An 18,246-nucleotide genomic window follows, 5' to 3' on the forward strand; every position below is an offset into this window, starting at 1 on the left:
AGTTTGAGAAAAGAAAACTCTATACGTTGCATTTCTAGGTACGACACTTTCACAAAGTAGTCTGCAGTTTAATAAATGAGAGTGGGGTCCGAGTATCTATTTGTGAAGGTAGGAGGAACCTATTTGAAAACGTCTGAACTTATGATTCGGGATTACCCTCAAGCGGAAAGGCCTCGGGAACGTTTGGTTTCCGATGGACCCGACAGCCTTTCGAACCATGAGCTTTTAGCCATTCTATTACGCACGGGTTCGAAGGAAGAATCCGTTATCCAACTGTCAAACCGCTTATTACATCATTTCGAAGGACTACGATTATTGCAGGAAGCCTCTGTTGAAGAAATCACCTCGATTAAGGGGATTGGGCAAGCAAAAGCCGTACAAATTATGGCAGCTATTGAGCTTGGTCGAAGAATAGGCAAACTTCAATATGAAGATCGCTATGTCATCAGGTCTCCAGAAGATGGGGCAAAATATGTGATGGAGGACATGCGCTTTTTAACTCAGGAACATTTTGTTTGTCTATACTTAAATACGAAAAATCAGGTGATACATCGCCAAACAATTTTTATCGGAAGTTTAAATGCCTCGATTGTTCATCCTCGTGAAGTGTATAAGGAGGCCTTTCGTAGGTCAGCTGCTTCGATAATTTGCATTCATAATCATCCTTCTGGTGACCCTGCTCCAAGCCGAGAGGATATTGAGGTAACGAAAAGACTTGTTGAATGTGGTAGGATAATTGGCATAGAGCTATTGGATCATTTGATCATTGGAGAACATAAATATGTCAGTCTTAAAGAAAAAGGTTATGTGTGACTATTAATTTTTAATTTTGTACGATATAATATTTGTTATGAGTTTTTCGCGTGAGTAACAATTATTACAACTCTTTATTCGCGTATCAGAAAGGAAGATACATATATGTTTGGAATAGGTACAAGAGACCTTGGTATAGATTTAGGAACGGCTAATACGCTTGTTTTCATTAAAGGTAAAGGAATTGCAGTGAGAGAGCCATCGGTCGTTGCCATGCAAACAGATACAAAGCAGATTGTGGCAGTCGGAAATGATGCTAAAAACATGATTGGGCGTACACCTGGGAATGTTGTTGCGCTTCGTCCTATGAAGGATGGAGTCATCGCTGACTACGAAACAACTGCCACAATGATGAAGTATTACATAAATCAAGCGGTTAAAACAAAGAACTTTTTTTCAAGAAAACCATATATTATGGTTTGTGTACCATCTGGTATTACAGCAGTTGAACAACGCGCGGTAATCGACGCGACTCGTCAGGCTGGTGCGAGAGATGCTTATCCAATCGAGGAGCCATTCGCAGCGGCAATTGGCGCTAACCTTCCTGTATGGGAACCAACTGGCAGTATGATCGTTGATATTGGTGGTGGAACAACGGAAGTAGCAATCATTTCTTTAGGTGGAATCGTTACAAGTCAGTCCATCCGTATTGCTGGTGATGAAATGGATGATGCAATTATTCAATACATTCGAAAGACCTACAACCTTATGATTGGAGATCGGACAGCGGAAGCAATCAAGGTTGAGATTGGATCAGCGGGTGCTCCAGAAGGTGTAGAAAACATGGAAATCCGCGGAAGAGACTTACTAACTGGTTTACCAAAAACAATTGAAATTACAGCAGAGGAAATTTCGGGAGCCCTTCATGATACAGTGTATGCGATAGTCGATGCTGTTAAAAATACGCTTGAAAAGACGCCACCTGAATTAGCAGCAGATATTATGGACCGTGGAATTGTATTAGCAGGTGGGGGAGCTCTTTTACGTAATTTGGATAAGGTTATTAGTGAAGAGACTAGTATGCCTGTCCTTATCGCAGAAAACCCATTAGATTGTGTCGCAATCGGTACCGGTAAGGCACTCGACCATATCCATTTATTTAAAGGGAAATCAAAGGATTTACGATAAGATACTTTAATAGTGGGGAATTTAACTTCCCCACTATATGTGTTGAAATTTAAAGTTTAGTTAGAGGGTGTAACACATGCCACAATTTTTTCTCAATAAGCGACTAATCATCTTACTTGTTTGTATCATCGTTCTAGTGGCATTGATTGGATTTTCCTTACAAGAGCGTAACAAATTATCATGGCCGGAGCAATTTATAAAAGACTCAGTTGGTTGGGTTCAAAGTGTTTTTCATCAGCCCTCACAAGCCATTGCGGGTTTTTTTGATAATATCAATCATATTCAAAATACATATGAAGAGAATAAACTCTTAAAGGAAAAGCTTGATTCATATGGTCAATTAGAAGCAAAAGTACAGGAGTTAGAGAAAGAAAACGGAAAATTACGTGATGTCTTGGAAAAAACGGAATCACTTGATCATTTTAATAAAATTCAGGCCACTGTAATAGGACGTAACCCTGATCAATGGCATGAAATTATTACAGTTAATCGTGGAACTCGGCATGGTGTGAAAGTTGACATGGCGGTTGTCACCTCAAAAGGATTAATTGGTAAGGTAAAGCATGCTAACACATTTACTTCCACCATCCAGCTTTTGAGTTCCCCTAATCGCATTAATCGAATCTCTGCCTACATTCAAGGAGAATCAAAGATTATGGGGTTAATTGAGGGGTATGACGAGGAAAAAGAAGCTCTACTATTTAAAATCAATACGCCAGATTCTAAGATTGAAAAAGATCAAAAGGTACTTACTTCCGGACTAGGTGGAATTTTCCCAAGTGAACTATATATTGGTGAGGTTATGGATATTGTACCTGACGATTATGGATTAACAAAAACAGCCTACATCAGACCAGCTGCTGATTTTTATGAAATTGATCATGTTATCATTGTCGAGAGAACGATGATTGTACCGGAAGAGGAGGAGGAAGAATCGTGAAACGTTTCGTTCTTCCCCTTATTTTGTCCTTTGTTTTTTTACTAGAGAGCAGCTTTGTTGATTTAGTGCCGGTAGATATATTTCACAAAGAAAATGTCTTTGTACCCCGTTTTTTATTTTTATTGATTGCTTTTACTACAGTCTATTTTAATAAACCAATGGGACTTCTATATGGGGCTATCTTTGGTTTACTATATGATATTGTTTATACGGAAGTTTTAGGAGTTTATTTATTTTTATACACACTTGTGGTTTATCTTATTTCCTGGGCAAGTCGAATTTTACAAACAAATATCTTTGTCATCTCTTTTCTAAGTCTCATTGGAATCTTTGTGTTGGAATTTTGTGTGTATGGTGTAAATTTGGTAATCGGATCTACTACTATTTCAATAGAACGATTCCTTCAAATCCGAATTTTACCGACGTTACTAATAAATAGTATATTTATACTAGTGTTTGCATTTCCCTTTAAGAAATTACTAGGAAAGCTGCATATTGAAGAATAAGTAGAATTTGATAGAATCTCTTAAAAAAATTTGATAATTAACAGGAAAAATGGAGTCTCTTGTTGAAGTATATTATCGTTGAGGTGAACGTCGTGAAAGGACAAAAACAACAGTATGTTACAATAAAAGGGACAAAAGACGGACTAACGTTGCATCTCGATGATTCTTGTTCATTTAAAGAGCTAATCGAAGACTTAGAGATTAAGCTTTCCTTGAATCAGAAGCGGAATGAGGATGTTCCGTTTGTTCCTGTTAAAGTAAAGATTGGTAATCGTTTTTTATCACATGATCAAGAAGAAGAAATCAGATCGATTATTCGAAATAAAAAACATTTAGTCGTAGATCTAATTGATAGTAATGTCATTACAAAACAAGAAGCAGAAGAGATGAGAAAGAAACATGAAATCGTTTCAGTTGCTAAGGTGATTCGTTCCGGACAAGTTCTAAAGGTCGAAGGAGATCTTATGTTAGTTGGTGATGTGAACCCAGGAGCTACGGTAATTGCAGGAGGAAATATTTTTATTTTAGGCACTTTACGTGGAATTGCACATGCTGGTTTCAATGGGAGACGAGATGCAATCATCACTGCATCAGTTATGAAACCTACACAGCTTCGAATTGGTGACATCATGAATAGAGCACCAGATGCTGTTCAAACAGACAACAATCTTATGGAATGTGCCTATGTGGACGATAATGAGACAATTGTAGTAGAAAGATTGCAACAGTTAACTCATTTAAGACCTAATTTAACAAGGTTAGAAGGGGGAATCTAGCTGTGGGAGAGGCTATAGTTATAACATCAGGAAAAGGTGGAGTCGGAAAGACGACCACGTCTGCTAACGTAGGCACTTCCTTGGCTGTGCTAGGGAAACGAGTATGTTTAATAGATACAGATATTGGCCTGCGTAATCTAGATGTTGTTATGGGTCTTGAAAATCGAATCATTTATGATTTAGTTGACGTTGTACAGGGGCGTTGTAAGCTTAAACAAGCCTTAGTTAAAGATAAAAGATTCGATGACCATCTTTATTTACTGCCAGCTGCCCAAACAAGTGATAAAACTGCAGTAGAACCTAGCCAAATGAAGAATTTGGTAGAGGAGTTAAAACAGGATTTTGATTATATAATCATTGACTGTCCTGCCGGTATTGAACAAGGCTTTCAAAATGCTATCGCTGGAGCTGACAAAGCTATTGTTGTAACAACACCAGAAACTTCTGCCGTTCGAGACGCAGACCGCATAATTGGATTACTTGAAAAAGAGGATATAGAGCCTCCACGTCTAATTGTAAACCGGATTCGGAATCATATGATGAAATCAGGTGAGATGCTTGATATTGATGAAATTGTGACACATCTCTCAATCGACTTAATCGGAATTGTCTCAGATGATGATGAAGTCATTAAAGCATCAAACAATGGTGAGCCGATTGCGTTAAATTCAAGCAGCAAAACAGCAATTGCATATCGAAATATAGCTCGGAGAATTCTTGGGGAGTCGATTCCACTTCAATCTCTTGATAACGATCCAAAGGGGATGTTCTCAAAAATCAAGAAATTCTTTGGCGTACGTTAAACCACCTTCAAAATAAGGTGGTTTTTTGTTGCTGTAAAAAGATTCCTCTATGTTGTACATATAGAAATTAAACGACAACTATGAGAGTTTAGTCCTTTCCCATCAAATTTATCAATGTAACTTAGGAGACTATACCTATCGTAATAATGAAATTAGGAGGGATTATTTACCAAATTCTTATTTACCTAAATAATTCCAGAAAAATCAGAAGGAGAATATAATCATTTTTGTGAAAATATTTACAAAGACATTACAAATAAGTCAATCTACCTAACAAATAAATTACCAATCTTTTGTTAAGTAAGGTAAAGCAAAATCCCCATTTTCTTGGAAAACCCCCAAAAAAACAATAATATAACGAAAATATATTTATTCGTACTAAACTCCTTATTTATCTTTTTCCATATAATACAAATTAACCAAATTCTGAATCTTCAAACAAATAAGTCGTTTTTCGACACTTTTTTCATATTTTTTTAGCTAAGGTTAATTCATACCTGTACTTCTACATAATGTTATTTCCGGTTGGAAATACGCGGTATTTATCAATGAGAAATACCGAACAGACCTCAATGCATTGGAGTATAGGATTCTTACGAAAGGAGGACATATCAGATCATAAAAAAATAGAGGGAGGAAACTTGATGAGGAAAAAAGGGAAACGTAGGTTAACAAAGGTTGCAAGTATTGTAATGTGTGCGTTATTACTAGCACCAAGTGTAATGGCACCGCAAGCATTTGCTCAGGAAAAGGAAACTTCAACATCTTATCTAGGAAATAAAAAGGAAGTTGCTTCAAGTAAAATTTCTAAAAGCTTAAAAGACCAATTTGCCGATGAGAAGATGGTTACCTTTCTGGTTAAGTTCAAGGAACAAGTTGATTCTAAAAAAGTAGCAAATGAAGCTGCTAAAAAAGCTAGTATTCAAAAATCTACTGTAGCTAAAACAAAATCGATTAAACGAAATGCAATCGTTTCAGAACTTCGTACAACAGCGATTGAAACACAAGGTGATGTTAAGACATATCTACAAAAAGAAGAGGCTTCCGGTAATGCAAAAGATATCAAATCCTTTTTCATTGTAAACGGAATGGCGGTTACCGCTACGAAAGATGTTATGGAGAAAATTGCATCGTTCCCTGAAGTTGAAAAAGTGTTACCTAATGAAACACGAACATTGCATGTTCCAGTAACGGAAAAGTCTTCAGTAGCAGTTGAATCCAAAGCGACCCCTCAAAACATTGAGTGGAATATTGATCGTGTTGGAGCTCCACAGGTTTGGGAGATGGGAATCGATGGTTCTGGTACGGTTGTCGCGAGCATTGATACGGGTGTTCAATGGAATCATCCAGCATTAATGGAGCAGTACCGTGGCTATGACCCAGCTAATCCAAGCAATCCGAACCACCAATATAGCTGGTTTGATGCAACTGCTGGTCAATCTACTCCGTATGACGATATTGGTCATGGTACACATGTTACAGGTACAATGGTTGGTGCAGAGCCAAATGGTGCTAATCAGATTGGTGTTGCCCCAGGTGCAAAGTGGATCGCAGTTAAAGCATTTACAGATGCCGGAGGGTCAGATATTGACTTATTAGAAGCTGGGCAATGGATTATCGCTCCTGGCGGTAACCCGGATATGGCTCCTGACGTTGTTAACAATTCATGGGGTGGAGGACCTGGTTTAGATGAATGGTATCGCCCGATGGTCCAAAACTGGAGAGCAGCCGATATTTTCCCAGAGTTTTCTGCAGGTAATACAACTTTATTTAATCCAGGTGGCCCAGGGTCAATTGCTACACCAGCAAACTATCCTGAATCGTTTGCAACTGGAGCAACGGATATTAATGATCGTTTGGCAAACTTCTCGTTACAAGGTCCTTCACCATATGAAGGGGATATTAAGCCGGATATTTCAGCTCCAGGTGTGAATATTCGTTCATCCGTTCCAGGCAGTGGGTATGAAGGTGGATGGAATGGAACATCAATGGCAGGCCCGCATATCTCAGCTATTGTAGCGTTATTAAAGCAAGCAAACGCGTCATTAACGATTGAGCAAATTGAAGAGATCATTATATCAACTGCAACGCCTTTAACTGACGGCACCTTCCCAGAATCCCCTAACTTTGGTTATGGTTATGGTTTGGCTAATGCCTATCTAGCTGTTTCCTCAGTTGCTTCTGGATTAGGGAAAATTAAAGGTCAAGTTGCAAAGGATGGTGTGGATGAAGAGGCTCCAACGTTTGAACATGCAGCTCCTTCTGAAACCTATGCAGGTATGGATTTACCACTTTCTATTTCAGTACAAGACAACATAAGCATTACATCTGTTGTGCTTCAATATGAAAATCAAGATGGTGAATGGGTGAATGTATCAGCTACTCAAACATCAGGTACGTACAATGAAGGAACATATGAAGCAGTGATTCCAGGTGAAGAAATTGCAGAGCCTTCTGTGTCGTATCGTTGGCAAGTTGTTGATTTTGGTCAAAATAATGTAACAACTGATGAATATGAAGTTACGGTTCAGCCGGGAATTTCAGTTGGTTATTTCCAAGATTTTGAATCTACTCCTGTAGGTTGGTTCTCCTATGGTGCGGAAGATTCTTGGCAATGGGGTGTTCCTACAAGTGGTCCAAATGGTGCACATTCCGGAGAAAAAGTATATGCTACGAATCTAGCTGGACAATATAGTAGCCGAGCGAATATGACTCTTGTTATGCCACCAGTTGACCTGCCTGAAGGTCCGTCATATCTACAATATATGAACTGGTTTAATCTTGAACGTAACTGGGATTATGGTCATGTATTTGTTTCTACAGATATGGAAAACTGGACACAATTACTACAGATCACAGATACATCTTCTGGATGGCAAACCGCAGAAGTTGATTTATCAGATTATGCGGGACAGCGTGTATATATTGGCTTCAATGTAACAACTGATGGAAGTGTTACACGTGATGGCTGGTACATTGATGATGTACGCTTAACAGACGAGCAACTTACTGGTCAAAGTAAAGCGCAATTAGGAGTACAACCTACGAAAGGTGACAGCGCGGATAGAGGTGACAGTTCAGTTTCTCTAAAAGAAGGAGAAAAAGTTGACCCAGCGAAAATTCAGCCAGAAGGTTATAACATCGAGTTCAAGGAAGTAGATGTCAAAGAAAATAGCCCACAAGCTTTACCTTTAAATGCTCAAGTAAGTGTATTAGAATCGGGCAGATCTGTTACAACTAATCCAGCCACTGGGGCTTATGAATTAATTCACGGCACAGGTGATTTTACAGTAGTTGCAGAAAGCTATGGATATCATCCAGCGCAACAAACTGTAACAGTCGAGGCAGATGGTGAAGCAGTAGCAAACTTTGTTTTAGAGGAGAAAGCACAAGGAACAGTAACAGGTACGATTACAAATGCGGCAACCGGTGAACCAGTTTCAGGTGCGACTCTATTACTCGTCGAAGATGCAAATGTTGCACCAGTTGTGACAGATGAAGATGGTCAGTATTCACTTACTGCATATGAAGGTACGTATACAGTTCGTGTAATGGCACCTTCCTATTATAGTGAATCATTTGAAGTTGTTCTCGAAGGAAATGGTGAGGTTTCGCAAAACGTAGAATTAAGGCCATTCATCGGATATCCTGGTGAAATTGGATATGACGATGGAACTGCAGAAAATGCACGTGCTTTCTATGATGCTGGCAACGGATGGGCAGTGAAAATGTCATTAAATGAAGGTCAAAATGCTGCTCTTGTTACAGGAGGACAATTCCGTTTCTGGGATACAACATGGCCAACACCAGGAGGAACGGATTTCAAAGTAGAAGTATGGGATGCAACTGGAGCAGATGGAACACCAGGTAAAAAACTTGCTGGGCCGATTGATGCAACTGCTCTACGAACTGGTGAATGGACAAATGTGGATCTTGCAGCTGAAGGTATTATCGTAGAAGGAGACTTCTATATGGTATACATTCAAGCAGATCCAAATCCAAATGCACCGGGACTTGGAACCGATGAAGATGGGGAGTATTCAGGTCGTAGCTGGCAGTTGGTTGGAGGAGCATGGTCATTAGCTCCAGAAGCTGAAGGTAACTACATGATTCGTGCAACAGTTAATTATGAGGTAACGGCTCCGACCATTACTTCTCCAATAACAGGAGCTTACACGAATGAATCAACTGTTACTGTTGAAGGAAAGGCAGCCCCGACTACTACTGTTCATGTCTTTAACAATGGGGAAGAAATAGCGACAACTGAAACAACAGATGCTGGTACTTTTTCAGTTGATATGGAACTGCAGGATGGTGAGAATTCACTAACAGCTAAAGCTTCAACTGATACAGGAATTACTGATGCATCAGAACCTGTTGTAGTTGTTCTTGACCAAACATCTCCGGAACTCGCAATTACAAGCCCTGAAGATGGTTCAAAGACAAATAAAGAAACGGTAACAGTGACAGGTACTGTTCAAGATGAAAATATTGAATCTGTGACAGTAAATGGTGAAAATGCAACTATCACGGACGGAAGTTTCTCAAAACGCATTTTACTTGAAAATGGTGAAAATAATATCGAGGTCATTGCTACAGATAAAGCAGGTAATACAACTACTAATCAGGTTACTGTGACGGCTAAATTTGGTGAAATAACAATAGCTGATCTTAAACCTACAGAGGATGTACATTTACAATCTGGTGAAAGTGTGAAAATAGAATTCACAACTGAATCCGGATTAGATGCAACTTTTGCGATTCGGATGCCTTTAACGAACGCAAAAGCTGATCTTAGCAATGCTACAGAACTTCCAATACAAGAGGTATCTCCTGGTGTCTACGTTGGTTATTGGACGGCTGTTTCAAGCGTAGTTGCAGAAGGTGCTGAAATTGAGGTTATTGTAAGAGATGAATATGGCAATGAGGCTCGAAAAGTTGCAACTGGTAAGCTGTTTATCAATGTTCAAGAAGATGATGGAAAGCCAGGGAAAGGGAAGCCAGGAAAGCCTGATAAACCAGGAAAACCTGACAAACCAGGAAAAAATAAATAAGTAGAAGAAGGAGGATGGGAGAAATCTCATCCTTCTTTTTTCGAGTGCTTCAATATTGTCATATCTTAGTTCCTTTAATCATAAACTTGTACAAATAATATGGACAAGGGATGATGTGAATATATGAGTAATCGAGCGAATGAAATTAGAAGGCGGATTGCGAAGAGAAAGCGTTCCAGATACCCGAGCCCCACTAATCACCATAAGACTGTTTCCCCCTTTTTAGCAAATGATGAAGAACGGTTTGGAGGCAGTACATACGCATCTTTCGATGGGGGTGGACCTGGAGATGGAGGCCATCCACTCTTCCGAAAAGAAGTTTTTTTATTTAAGGTACTTCTTTCAGCCATTCTTGTGTTGTCAATTGGAATTATATTTAAAAATCAGTCGCCAAATTTTGAAAAGGTCCGGCATTTTGTATCTAGTACAATGGAAACTGAATTTCAATTTGCAGCTGTAACTGAATGGTATAAAGATACTTTTGGTAGTCCACTTGCTTTAATTCCTATTAATCAAAACAAAGACAAAGTTGATACACCTGAACCCGGTAAATATGCCCTTCCTGCAGCTGGAACAGTGACCGAGACTTTTGAAGCAAATGGTCAAGGTATTATAGTTGAAACTGACAGCAAGGTAGTAGAGGCAATGAATGCAGGAAATGTGACAGAAGTTGCAGTTAAAGGGGATCTAGGCAAAACTGTGGTGATTCAACATAGCGATGGCACTGAAACTTGGTATGGAAATTTAGGATCAGTAAATGTAAAACTATATGATTATGTAGAGACAGGACAAGAGGTTGGAAAGGTTCAAGACCCTGAAGGCGAGAACAAAGGATCGTATTATTTTGCAATAAAGCAAGGTGAAACATTTATTGACCCGATACAGGTGATAAAATTTGAATAATTACGTAAAACTTCTAAGAAAAATAGAAATACATCCTCTACTTTGGCTTATCGTCGCAATTGCGGTTGTTACTGCACATTTTAGAGAACTATTGATGCTGTTTTTAATCATATTGGTCCACGAGATGGGACATGCTGCATGTGCCCATTTTTTTTCATGGAGAATTAAGAAGATTCAGCTCCTACCATTTGGTGGAGTGGCAGAGATGGATGAACATGGGAATCGTCCTTTAAAGGAAGAACTCCTCGTGATTTTAGCAGGTCCACTGCAACATATTTGGTTAGTGGGTGTTGCGTATTGCCTGTTTTTGGGTTCAGTCATATCTCCAAAAACGTTTGATTTGTTTCTGTACCATAACGTGGTCATTCTAGTCTTTAATCTTCTTCCAATTTGGCCATTAGATGGAGGGAAATTACTATATTTGTTTTTTTCTTATAAGCATTCTTTTTTTGAGGCACATAAACGGATGCTTATCGTATCCTGCATGGTAGCAGGGCTAATCTTAATAGGAATGTTATTCTATAGCCCAAACAATCTAAATCTCTGGGTGATTTTATCCTTCCTATTCTTTTCGATTATCATGGAATGGAAGAAACGGCATTATGTCTTCATGAGATTCTTACTGGAACGCTATTACGGTAAGCAGGACACCTTTACGAAATTGAAGCCACTCGTTGTGGACGAAACTGAAATGGTGTATTCCGTACTCTCGATGTTTCAACGAGGTTGTAAGCACCCCATTGTCATTAGAAAGGACGGAGAAAACCAACAGCCTCTTGATGAAAATGAGCTGCTATATGCCTATTTTAATGATAAAAAAATTACCCAACCTGTCGGTGAGCTTCTCTACTTGTATTGACATTTCCAAATGAGGTACATTATAAGGTAGAGTGAAATGTTAAAGCGAGGATCAAGAGTTTGAAGACAATTATAATAAATGTTAAGACAAGTGAAAAGCGCGTAGCGGTAGTAGAGGATCATAAAGTTCTAGAGTTGAATATCCAGCAACCTACACATAAAGAAATCGTTGGAAATGTATATAAGGGTCGAGTGATAGACGTTCTTCCAGGTATGCAGGCAGCTTTTGTAGATATTGGTATAGGCAGAAACGGCTATATCGGACGAGAGCAGCTTGCGTCCTACCATCTTTCACCCCAAAGTGAAAAAGATAAAAGTATAGCTCATTTTATTAGACAAGGTGAGGAAATCATTGTTCAAGTTACGAAAGAAGGGACAGAGCGAAAGGGCCCCAAACTAACTGGACTTATAGAGTTTCCTGGAACTTCCCTTGTCTATTCGCCGTTTGGGAATTATGTAGCCGTTTCGAGGAAAATGAAAGAGGAACAAGAAAGGGAAAGATGGCGTAACTTTGGAAAAACACATCTTGACAACTCTGAAGGTCTCATTATCCGGACTGCTTGTGAAAACAAGGATGAATCAATCATTCTAAATGAGCTTGAATTTCAAAGAAGTCGTTTCAACTCATTAATTGAAAAGCAAAAACAACTTAAGCCTCCAAGTCTTTTATTTGATGCCAATAATCTTGTTGCTAAAATTTTACTTGATCATCAGCTTGAACATATTAAGGAAATCGTAATTGATGATGCGCAAGAATATAAACAGATAAAAGCCCTATTAGGTGAAAAAGTCTCTTTTTATCGTGGAAAAGAAAACATTTTTTCTTCTTACGGAATAGAACGGGAAATTGAAAAAGCACTTAAGCATATTGTATGGCTAGATAATGGGGCGTACTTATTAATTGAGCAGACAGAGGCTTTAACAATAATTGATGTGAATACTGGAAAGTTTCAAGGAAAAGAAAATTTGCGAGATACGGTGTTTAAAACAAATATCGCAGCAGCAAAAGAAATTGCTTCTCAATTAAGGCTTAGAGATATTAGTGGTATTGTCTTGGTTGATTTTATTGATATGAAGCATAATGATGATCGCCAAAAAGTCATCCAAGCCTTACGTTCTGTAGCGAAGGAAGATCGAAATCGGATCACTATTCATGGCTTTACTTCTCTAGGTATTCTCGAGCTAACACGGAAGAAAACCAGGCAAGATCTTTCAGGAATATTGCAGACGTGTTGTCCAACTTGTTCAGGCACAGGACGGGTAGACTCTGCCGAGACGATTGCTTTCAAACTTGAGCGTGAATTATGGGAATATAAAGGCATGGACCACGATGCGATTTGGGTTGAAACAACCGCAGAAGTAAAACAAGTACTGCTCGGAGAAAACATGAATCATAAGAAACGTTTGGAAGAAGCCCTGTCTTTTCGTATTTATGTAACTGAAATAGCTTCCCCCCGACATAACTATTTAATTAGACATACAGGATCCATTGATGAAGTGGAAGGAAGGCTAAATAATCAATCCTAATATAAGAAATGATTGACTCCAACTTGTCTTTGTGATAATATTTTCATGTTATTGTTTGTAGCACCCACTGCTACAACCGCTCATTCCAGGTAGTTAAGTTTCCATCAATGGAGCGCCTGTGTATTGGCGAGTCTTAGTCATACTATTAGGAGGTGCAAATATGTACGCAATTATTGAAACTGGCGGTAAGCAAATCAAAGTTCAAGAAGGCCAAGAAATCTATGTTGAAAAGCTTGACGTAGAACAAGGTGGAACAGTTACTTTTGACAAAGTTTTATTCGTAGGTGGCGAAAACGTAAAAGTTGGCAGCCCAACTGTTGAAGGTGCAACTGTTACAGCTAAAGTTGAAAAGCAAGGTCGCGCTAAGAAGATCATTGTTTTCAAATACAAGGCTAAAAAGAACTACCGTAAAAAACAAGGTCATCGTCAACCTTACACTAAAGTTACAATCGAAAAAATCAACGCATAAGGCTTTCTATCATGATAAAAGTAACTATTAACCGTAATAGTTCTGGTAGAATCGACTCGTTTACAATGAGTGGACATGCCGAATATGATGTTCCTGGAAAGGATATCGTTTGTGCAGGTGCCTCAGCAGTTGCTTTTGGTGCCATTAATTCCATATATGCTCTCTGTAAAGTAGAGCCGATATTGGAACAAGAAAAAAATGGATTCCTCCGCTGTCAAATTCCTCAACTCGAGGATGAGGCAACGAGGGAAAAGGTGCAGCTTCTTCTAGAGGGAATGCTTGTATCCTTACAAACGATTGAACTTGATTATGGACAATATATGAAAATTCAATCATAAAAAACTTCATTAATAGGAGGTGGACAATAATGTTCGTAAGATTAGACCTTCAATTCTTCGCTTCTAAAAAAGGGGTAGGTAGTACTAAAAACGGTCGTGATTCAATCGCGAAACGTCTTGGTGCAAAACGTGCTGACGGTCAATTCGTAACTGGTGGATCAATTTTATACCGTCAACGTGGTACTAAAATTTACCCAGGAGTAAACGTTGGCCGTGGTGGTGACGACACTCTATTCGCAAAAGTTGACGGAGTTGTTAAATTTGAGCGTGTAGGCCGTGACCGCAAACAAGTAAGTGTATACCCAGCTGCGCAAGAAGCGTAATCGTGTAAAACTCTAACCTTAAGGTTAGAGTTTTATTTTTTGGAGGATGAAAATGACACTTCGAACTTCTGCGGTCATTGCTCCAGCGAACATCGAGAACAACAAGTTTATGCGCTTGCGTCTACTAGTTTATTCAAGAAGTTAATTCCTCAGCGCAGGGCTGCAAGGATGTTAACTCAAGCAGTTGCCTTGCTCCGGTCCTCAAAGCTGCGCCGCCTTGAACTTTCGACGCACAGGATGTGCTAGTGTCGACAAGACATGAAGCCGTGGCGTTTTTGTCGAAGCGGTCCTTTTCAACCTCTTTTTTGTATTTATTGAAATAATCCTGATTGTAGAATGTAGTGTTATTTTCCAAGGTTTGATATAATTTTTAGACAAGATTCGAAATCTAAATGTTGTCTATTGACACATTGAATTTTAGGGGAAATGACATGAATAAAAATTGGAGTACGATTGAAGTTTTAAAACATACACGTCACGATTGGTTAAATAAAATACAGCTAATCAAAGGGAACATCGCACTAAATAAAATTGATCGGGTTAATACGATAATTGAAGAAATTGTTATAGATGCTCAAAATGAAACACATCTTACAAATTTACAAATTCCAACTTTTGCTGCACTTATCATGACCTTAAATTGGGAGCCTCATAAATATCAATTTGACTATGATGTTGTCGGTGATATTCGAAATTTATCAAACTACGATTCAAAACTAACAGAATGGTGTTCGCAATTTTTTGCGATACTGGAAGAAGCGGTAGATGAAATGGGAGAAAATCATTTATCCCTTACTATAGACTGTTCGTTAGAGGAAACTCGATTCTTTTTCGATTTTAGTGGAATACTAAAAGATAGGGAATACCTTACAAATTGGTTAACTAGAATAAGCAAATCAGAACAATTCCCGCAAATAACTGAGTATAAAGTACATAATAAAGAAGTAAGTATAACAATACATATTGCATGAAAATTTAGGTGCATAAATAACCGGAGGTAAGAGATGTTTGTTGATCAAGTCAAAGTGTATGTAAAAGGTGGAGACGGTGGTAACGGAATGGTTGCTTATCGTCGTGAGAAATATGTTCCAATGGGTGGTCCTGCAGGTGGAGATGGTGGAAAAGGCGCGGACGTCATTTTTGAAGTTGAAGAAGGTTTAAGAACCTTAATGGACTTCCGATACCAACGCCACTTTAAAGCAAAACGTGGGGAACATGGAATGTCTAAGAATCAGCACGGAAAGAACGCAGAGCCTATGGTTGTTAAGGTTCCCCCTGGCACAGTCGTAACAGATGATGATACAGGTGTGGTTATTGCAGATTTAACACAGCATGGCCAAAGAGCAGTTATCGCTAAAGGTGGTCGTGGTGGAAGAGGAAACTCTCGATTTGCAACACCAGCAAATCCTGCACCAGAAATTGCTGAAAATGGTGAGCCAGGACAGGAACGTTATGTAAAACTTGAACTTAAGGTTTTAGCTGATGTAGGTCTAGTTGGTTTTCCAAGTGTAGGAAAGTCTACTCTATTATCAGTTGTTTCTGCTGCAAAACCAAAAATTGCAGAGTACCATTTTACAACGATTGTACCAAATCTTGGTGTTGTTGAAACAGAAGATGGACGCAGCTTTGTGATGGCTGACCTTCCTGGTTTAATTGAGGGAGCACACCAAGGCGTCGGACTGGGACATCAATTTTTGAGACATATTGAACGAACAAGAGTCATTGTTCATGTAATTGATATGTCAGCAATGGAAGGACGCAATCCTTATGAGGATTATCTCACTATTAATCAAGAATTAAAGGAATATAATCTTCGTTTAACTGAACGTCCACAAGTGGTGGTCGCAAATAAAATGGATATACCTGAAGCTGAAGAAAATTTAAAAGCATTCAAAGAGAAGCTCCAGGATGATGTGAAAATTTTTCCAATTTCGGCAATAACGAGACAAGGTCTTCGCGACTTGTTATTCACGATTGCAGATTTACTTGAAACGACTCCAGAATTTCCGCTAGAGGTCGAGGAAGATACGAGCAATCACCGCGTGATGTATCGTCACGAAAAAGAAGAAGTAGATTTTGTTATTTCGCGTGAAAGTGACGGCTCTTTTGTAATTTCTGGAGAACGAGTCGAAAAACTCTTTAAGATGACTGATTTTACAAGAGATGAGTCAGTAAAACGATTCGCCCGCCAATTGCGTGGTATGGGAATCGACGATGCATTACGTGAAAAAGGTGCAAAACACGGGGATATCGTAAAATTGCTTGAATATGAATTTGAATTTATAGAATAAATAACATGTTTAAAAGAAGGTAAGTAGGGGGGAGTAGCTTACATGGATGGCAAATTCTATCTTGTTCGTGAGGATGTACTTCCAGAAGCAGTTCGTAAAACATTGGATGCAAAGGAACTATTAGACAGTGGAGAAGCACAATCTATTGCAGAAGCAACACAGAAAGTTGACTTAAGTAGAAGTGCATATTACAAATATAAAGACACTGTATTCCCTTTTCATACGACTGTTAAGGAAAAAATCATTTCATTGTTTTTTCATCTGGAGGACCGGTCTGGTACCCTTTCTCAATTATTAAGAACTGTAGCAGATACTGGTTGTAATGTATTAACAATCCACCAAACAATTCCGCTTAGGGGAAAAGCGAATGTAACACTCTCATTAAACACATCTGGTATGCATGGTGAAGTAACTGACCTCCTAGCTAGACTTCGTAAACTTGAATTTGTAGATAAAGTTGAAATTCTTGGAACAGGAGCATAGGGGGAAAATCGATGAACATTACTAATGTCGGGTTTTTAGGACCGAATGCAACATTCACAGCACAAGCGGTTGCGGCCTTGTTTCCCGGTAAGGAAAACAAACCATATCGAACAATCCCTGCATGTATTGATGCAGTAGAAAATGGGGAAGTGGATGTGGCTGTCGTTCCAATTGAAAATACGATTGAAGGAACGGTTAATTTAACAATTGATTATCTAATTCATGTAAAACAACTTAAAATTATTGGTGAAGTGATAATTCCAATCAAACAGCATTTAATGGTGCATCCCAACAATACAAACAATTGGGAAGATGTACAAGGCATCTATTCACACCCACATGCAATCGCGCAGTGCCATAAATTTTTATATAACCATTTTCCAAATATACAGCCCATTGAAACAAGTTCAACGGGTGCAGCCGCTAAATTTGTAAGTGAGCATCCAGATCAGAATCATGCAGCTATTGCAAACTCATTTGCGGCAAAGGAATATGGTTTATCGATTGTAAAACATGACATTCATGATTTTGATAATAACCATACACGATTTGTTGTTTTACATAAAGAAATGTTAGATTTAGATTTAACTAAGGAAAATACAGGAGATAAAACAACCTTGATGGTTACATTGCCTTCCGATCAAGCCGGGGCATTACATCAGGTATTGTCCGTTTTTGCCTGGAGAAAGTTAAATTTGTCTAAAATCGAATCAAGACCTATGAAAACTGGTCTTGGTAATTATTTATTTTTAATTGATATTGAACAAAGAATGGATGAAATTTTAATCCCAAGTGCAATTGCAGAATTAGAAGCCCTAGGGAGCGGAGTGACTGTTTTAGGAAGTTATCCATATTATCGTATTTAGACTCGGCAATTCGTCGAGTCTTTAACTTTATTTAGTTGTAGTTAATTCTCCAGCGGATGCTATGATCCATTTTTCGAATCGAAAGAAATCGGACGACAAATACTCCAAGGTGTATTTGATTTTTACAGACTTTTTATGCTTGACCAGCCCTCATGCTGTACATAATTT

At 38.7% G+C, this 18,246-nt stretch carries 17 protein-coding genes and 1 other annotated feature; all 17 genes read left to right on the forward strand.

The genetic code is table 11. From position 1 onward, the window contains the following. The first annotated feature begins 141 nt into the window (after positions 1-141). The 17 genes from radC to pheA all read left to right on the forward strand — a co-directional run bounded on the left by radC (position 142) and on the right by pheA (position 18,078). Entirely contained in the window at positions 142-813 is a 672-nt protein-coding gene (gene radC / locus AC6CHV_RS13555; RefSeq protein WP_440272291.1) for a RadC family protein, read from the forward strand. Positions 814-918: 105 nt separating this feature from the next. Further along, the gene (locus AC6CHV_RS13560) at positions 919-1,941 is read left to right on the forward strand and encodes a rod shape-determining protein (RefSeq protein ID WP_099352118.1); all 1,023 of its coding nucleotides are present in this window, start codon (positions 919-921) and stop codon (positions 1,939-1,941) included. A 76-nt stretch (positions 1,942-2,017) separates the two neighbouring features. After that, a complete protein-coding gene (gene mreC / locus AC6CHV_RS13565; RefSeq protein ID WP_121447714.1) occupies positions 2,018-2,881 on the forward strand; it encodes a rod shape-determining protein MreC in 864 nt (287 codons plus the stop codon). Beyond that, positions 2,878-3,387: a rod shape-determining protein MreD gene (mreD, locus tag AC6CHV_RS13570; protein WP_165918213.1), complete on the forward strand. Its 510-nt coding sequence runs from the start codon at positions 2,878-2,880 to the stop codon at positions 3,385-3,387. Before mreC ends, mreD begins: the two co-directional genes overlap by 4 nt. A gap of 83 nt (positions 3,388-3,470) precedes the next feature. Continuing rightward, positions 3,471-4,163: a septum site-determining protein MinC gene (gene minC, locus AC6CHV_RS13575; protein WP_498079086.1), complete on the forward strand. Its 693-nt coding sequence runs from the start codon at positions 3,471-3,473 to the stop codon at positions 4,161-4,163. 2 nt (positions 4,164-4,165) lie between these two features. Further along, the gene (minD, locus tag AC6CHV_RS13580) at positions 4,166-4,966 is read left to right on the forward strand and encodes a septum site-determining protein MinD (protein ID WP_341330743.1); all 801 of its coding nucleotides are present in this window, start codon (positions 4,166-4,168) and stop codon (positions 4,964-4,966) included. Between the two features lie 644 nt (positions 4,967-5,610). Beyond that, a complete protein-coding gene (locus AC6CHV_RS13585; RefSeq protein WP_498079048.1) occupies positions 5,611-10,020 on the forward strand; it encodes a S8 family serine peptidase in 4,410 nt (1,469 codons plus the stop codon). Positions 10,021-10,143: 123 nt separating this feature from the next. After that, a complete protein-coding gene (locus AC6CHV_RS13590; protein WP_440272245.1) occupies positions 10,144-10,923 on the forward strand; it encodes a peptidoglycan DD-metalloendopeptidase family protein in 780 nt (259 codons plus the stop codon). After that, positions 10,916-11,782: a site-2 protease family protein gene (locus AC6CHV_RS13595; protein WP_498079049.1), complete on the forward strand. Its 867-nt coding sequence runs from the start codon at positions 10,916-10,918 to the stop codon at positions 11,780-11,782. The genes AC6CHV_RS13590 and AC6CHV_RS13595 overlap by 8 nt, the downstream gene beginning before the upstream one ends. Positions 11,783-11,841: 59 nt before the next feature. Continuing rightward, positions 11,842-13,308: an Rne/Rng family ribonuclease gene (locus tag AC6CHV_RS13600; RefSeq protein ID WP_498079050.1), complete on the forward strand. Its 1,467-nt coding sequence runs from the start codon at positions 11,842-11,844 to the stop codon at positions 13,306-13,308. A 64-nt stretch (positions 13,309-13,372) separates the two neighbouring features. Continuing rightward, positions 13,373-13,452: a sequence feature (ribosomal protein L21 leader region), on the forward strand. A gap of 16 nt (positions 13,453-13,468) precedes the next feature. Next, positions 13,469-13,777, forward strand: a complete 309-nt coding sequence (rplU, locus tag AC6CHV_RS13605; RefSeq protein ID WP_010678279.1) for a 50S ribosomal protein L21 — start codon at positions 13,469-13,471, stop codon at positions 13,775-13,777. Positions 13,778-13,788: 11 nt separating this feature from the next. Then, on the forward strand, positions 13,789-14,115 hold the full coding sequence (locus tag AC6CHV_RS13610; protein WP_341330749.1) for a ribosomal-processing cysteine protease Prp: 327 nt from the start codon (positions 13,789-13,791) through the stop codon (positions 14,113-14,115). 29 nt (positions 14,116-14,144) lie between these two features. After that, positions 14,145-14,438: a 50S ribosomal protein L27 gene (rpmA, locus tag AC6CHV_RS13615; RefSeq protein WP_309099782.1), complete on the forward strand. Its 294-nt coding sequence runs from the start codon at positions 14,145-14,147 to the stop codon at positions 14,436-14,438. Positions 14,439-14,869: 431 nt separating this feature from the next. Next, a complete protein-coding gene (locus tag AC6CHV_RS13620) occupies positions 14,870-15,409 on the forward strand; it encodes a Spo0B C-terminal domain-containing protein (protein WP_341330750.1) in 540 nt (179 codons plus the stop codon). A gap of 33 nt (positions 15,410-15,442) precedes the next feature. Next, entirely contained in the window at positions 15,443-16,729 is a 1,287-nt protein-coding gene (obgE, locus tag AC6CHV_RS13625; RefSeq protein WP_498079051.1) for a GTPase ObgE, read from the forward strand. A 42-nt stretch (positions 16,730-16,771) separates the two neighbouring features. Then, positions 16,772-17,212 carry a transcriptional regulator ThrR gene (gene thrR / locus AC6CHV_RS13630; protein WP_099362046.1) on the forward strand — a complete coding sequence of 147 codons (441 nt, stop codon included), beginning with the start codon at positions 16,772-16,774 and terminating at the stop codon, positions 17,210-17,212. 11 nt (positions 17,213-17,223) lie between these two features. Next, a complete protein-coding gene (pheA, locus tag AC6CHV_RS13635; RefSeq protein WP_498079052.1) occupies positions 17,224-18,078 on the forward strand; it encodes a prephenate dehydratase in 855 nt (284 codons plus the stop codon). The last annotated feature ends 168 nt before the right edge of the window (positions 18,079-18,246 follow it).

The organism is Ferdinandcohnia sp. GQ5 (assembly GCF_059759275.1).

Excerpts from the sequence above, each read along its gene's own strand:
- radC (WP_440272291.1), top strand. The coding sequence starts at position 142 with ATGATTCGGGATTACCCTCAAGCGGAAAGGCCTCGGGAACGTTTGGTT.
- AC6CHV_RS13560 (WP_099352118.1), top strand. The coding sequence starts at position 919 with ATGTTTGGAATAGGTACAAGAGACCTTGGTATAGATTTAGGAACGGCT.
- mreC (WP_121447714.1), top strand. The coding sequence starts at position 2,018 with ATGCCACAATTTTTTCTCAATAAGCGACTAATCATCTTACTTGTTTGT.
- AC6CHV_RS13585 (WP_498079048.1), top strand. The coding sequence starts at position 5,611 with ATGAGGAAAAAAGGGAAACGTAGGTTAACAAAGGTTGCAAGTATTGTA.
- AC6CHV_RS13590 (WP_440272245.1), top strand. The coding sequence starts at position 10,144 with ATGAGTAATCGAGCGAATGAAATTAGAAGGCGGATTGCGAAGAGAAAG.
- rplU (WP_010678279.1), top strand. The coding sequence starts at position 13,469 with ATGTACGCAATTATTGAAACTGGCGGTAAGCAAATCAAAGTTCAAGAA.
- AC6CHV_RS13610 (WP_341330749.1), top strand. The coding sequence starts at position 13,789 with ATGATAAAAGTAACTATTAACCGTAATAGTTCTGGTAGAATCGACTCG.
- rpmA (WP_309099782.1), top strand. The coding sequence starts at position 14,145 with ATGTTCGTAAGATTAGACCTTCAATTCTTCGCTTCTAAAAAAGGGGTA.
- AC6CHV_RS13620 (WP_341330750.1), top strand. The coding sequence starts at position 14,870 with ATGAATAAAAATTGGAGTACGATTGAAGTTTTAAAACATACACGTCAC.
- obgE (WP_498079051.1), top strand. The coding sequence starts at position 15,443 with ATGTTTGTTGATCAAGTCAAAGTGTATGTAAAAGGTGGAGACGGTGGT.
- thrR (WP_099362046.1), top strand. The coding sequence starts at position 16,772 with ATGGATGGCAAATTCTATCTTGTTCGTGAGGATGTACTTCCAGAAGCA.
- pheA (WP_498079052.1), top strand. The coding sequence starts at position 17,224 with ATGAACATTACTAATGTCGGGTTTTTAGGACCGAATGCAACATTCACA.